This is a genomic window from Teichococcus deserti (assembly GCF_001982615.1).
Classification (GTDB): Bacteria; Pseudomonadota; Alphaproteobacteria; order Acetobacterales; family Acetobacteraceae; genus Pseudoroseomonas; species Pseudoroseomonas deserti.
The window spans coordinates 1-3274 of record NZ_MLCO01000402.1 but is presented as its reverse complement, the minus strand read 5'-3'; the positions used below and the strand labels follow the sequence as shown (position 1 = coordinate 3274).

Here is a 3274-nt window from a genome sequence, read left to right as displayed (position 1 = left end):
GGCCCACGGACAGCGCTTGGCCGTCGCGGGCGGCGACATTCTTTCAATCACAGATACTTCCGGCCGCATCCTCAGCGAAGATGACAGAAAAAAGCCGCTGATCGGGCGCCATGTGGTGACCTTGCGCCACGCCCCGGGCCCGGTGCTCGCCTGGCTGGAAGGCGCCGAGCGCACGCTGGTCCGGCGCGACGCCAGCATCCCCGGCCTGGTGGCGCTCGATGCCGAGGCCATCGCGCTCAGCCTCGCCCCGCAGACCCCGCTGCTGCTGCATGCCGAAAGCAGCACCCCGCTGGTCATCGCTCCACCGGGCGGACGACCAGAAATCTTCGCGGCCGGCGCGGCCTTCCACCGCTTCCTGCCCGCAGGGGCCGCGGAATTGCGGCTGCTGTCGCCGGTGCCGGGCGCGCCGGGCGGGCAGCTTTCCCTGAGCGCCAGCCCGGTGCGGATGCTCGGCGAAGGCCTGGGCGAGCCGCTGCTGGTCGCCCCCGGCGGCACCGCCCTCTGGGGTTTTTCTCTGGAGAGGCCGGCGAAGATCGGCCTCGGCCTGCGCGCCGATCCTGACAGCGCCACGCTGCATCTGCTTGATTCGACGGGAAAGAAGATCGGCGAAGGGCTGCTGCAACTGGTCGACCTCGCGCCCGGGACCTACCTGATGGAAGCCCGCCTGCCGCCCGACGCGCCGCCTGCCTTGCTGCGGCCGGCGATCCTCGGCCTGGCGCCGCGGCCGAGCGGCCCGCCGCAAGACATCCTGCGCGCCTACCAGGCGCTGGCCGCCCAACCGTGAGCGCCCCGATGAACCGCCTCCTCGCCTGCCTGCTGGCTGCCGGCCTCGCCACCCCTGCTTTGGCGCAAGCGCCGGCCGCGCCGCTCGACCGGGTGCAGCGCGCCGACGGCGCCCGGCTGGTGCCGGACCGTTTCCTGCATCGCTGGGACCCGCTGACCGTCTTCTTCGACGGCGCCCGCGGCCCCGCCGGCGGCGGCGTCGAAAACGCGCCCGAGCGGCTGCTCACCATGGACCCGTCGCTGGACGGCGAATGGCGCTGGCTGGATGGCCGCACCCTGCAGTTCCGCCCGACCGCGCCCTGGCCCGCCGGGCAGCGCGTCACGGTCACGATGGACGGCCGCGCGCATCAACTGACCGCACTGCTGCCGGCGCCGGTCGCCTCGACGCCCTATGAGGGCGAAAGCAACCTGGCCGGCCTGGACAGCCTGACGCTGAGCTTCGCCGATCCGGTGGCACCCGCGGACCTGGCCCGGTTGCTGCGCATCGAACACCGGCCGAGCCTGGGCGAAGGCCCGGCCGTCACCCTGACGCCGGCCGATGTCACCGTTACCCCGCTGCCCGCCGGCGATGCCGCCGCCCGCTACCTGCTGCTGCTGCGCCAGCCTTTGCCGGATGGGCGCAGCGTCACCCTGCGGCTGCTGCAATCGGCCGAAGCCGGGCTGGACCAGCCGGCCTTCACCCTGAATGTCCGCACGCCCTCGGCCTTCCTGGTGCAGGCGCTGCGCTGCGGCCCCGGCTTCGACGGCGAGGCCGATCCGGAACGCCTGCGCTGCCTGCCGCCCGATGCCGGCCAGGCGCGGGTTCTGTCGCTGCGCTTCTCCGACCGGCTGGCGCCACCCGACATCCTGGCCGCGCGCCAGGCGCTGCGCTTCACCCCGCCGGTGGAAGATCTCGCGGTGAATGCGCGTGGAGAACTGCTCGACATCCAGGGCCGCTTCCGCGCCGACATCACCTACCGGTTGGAGATCGCCGCCGGCGCGCTGCGCGATGCCCGTGGCCGGCCGCTTTCCTCGGCTTTCTCCGGCCGGGTGGCCTTCGCCGCCCCGGCCGCCACTCTGCGCTGGGGCGCCAATGAGGGCATGGTCGAACGGCTCGGGCCCCAGATGGTCCCGCTGCGCGGCCAGGGTTTTGCCAGCGCCGACCTGCGCATCCACCCGATCGATCCGCTGGCGCGCGACTTCTGGCCCTTCCCGGAAGAAGGCCTGACCAGCCTGGATGACGAGGCGCCGCCGCTCTCCGGCAACGAGCCGCGCCCCTGGCAGGGCGCGGCCGCGCTCGACCAGCAGAAAATGCGCGAGCGGCTGCGGGCGCTGGGGGCGCCGTCGGTCTCGGCGATGCGGCCATTGCCGCGGCTGTCGGGCGGGGCGGAGGGACGCTTCGGCCTAGATCTCGCCGCCGACTTCACCCGGATCAATGGCGAGCGGCAGCCGGGCACCTATCTGCTCGGGTTGCGCCCGCCCGGCCAGGCTGAGCGGCAATGGATGCGGCTGCAGGTCACCGACCTGTCGCTGACCACGGCCGAGGAAGAGGCCGGCATCCGCTTCACCGTCACCTCGCTTTCCACCGCCCGCCCGGTGGAGGGCACGGAAATCCGGCTGGAAGGGCTGGAGGGCGAGCGCTTCACCCTGCTGGCCCGCGGCGTCACCGATGCCCAGGGCGGCTTCCTGTGGCAGGCGCCCGCCGGCACGCCGAACCGCCAGCGCGTGGCGCGCGAGCTGAAGCGGATCAGCCTGGTCAAGGGCGCCGACACGCTGGTGCTCGACCCGGCCCGCCCGCCGCGCAGTTTTTCCGAGGGCCGCTGGCGTGCCGGGCGCGATCCCTGGCTGGGCTGGATGGCCAGCGACCCCGCCAGCCGCCGCGTCGCCGCCGAGCGCCTGTGCCACGTCTTCTCCGAACGCCCGATCTACCGCCCGGAGGAGCCCGTGCATCTGCAGGGCTGGCTGCGCCGCCTGGACCATGGCGCGCTGACCCTCGAGCGCGGCCCGGCCGAGCTGCTGGTCACCGGCCCCTCCGACCAGGAATGGCGCTTCCCGGTGACCCTGGATGAGGCCGGCGGCTTCCACCTGCTGTTCGACGCCAAGACCGAAGCGACCGGCGATTACCGCGCCACCCTGCTGCTGGCGAATGGCGAGGAGCCGCAGGAATGCGGCAGCGTCGAATTCAAGAAGGAAGCCTATCGCCTGCCCACCTTCGAGGTGCTGCTGGACGGCGCCGAGCGCGCGCCGCTCGACCAGCCCTTCGGCGTCGGCCTGACGGCACGCTACTTCTCGGGCGGGCTGGCGGCGGATCGCCCGATCACCTGGCGCGTCGCGCAATTCCCCGAGGCCTGGTCGCCGCCGGCGCGCGAGGGCTTCGTCTTCTCGACCGACCGCCGCTTCTCCGGAGGGGAAAGCTTCCGCGCCAGCCCGGTGCTGACCCGGCAGGCACGGACCGATGCCGGCGGCAATGCGCGCCTGGAGCTCGACCCGACGCTGGAGCCCAGCGCCCAGC

General features: G+C 73.3%; 2 protein-coding genes. Both read left to right on the top strand.

Annotated features, from left to right (window positions below; all coding sequences use genetic code 11):
* Window positions 1–784 (top strand): hypothetical protein (locus tag BKE38_RS28055; RefSeq protein WP_207553708.1); only part of this gene is annotated, 784 nt, incomplete at its 5' end.
* 8 nt (window positions 785–792) lie between these two features.
* The coding region (locus BKE38_RS28050; protein ID WP_242662604.1) for an MG2 domain-containing protein at window positions 793–3274 on the top strand (2482 nt) is incomplete at its 3' end.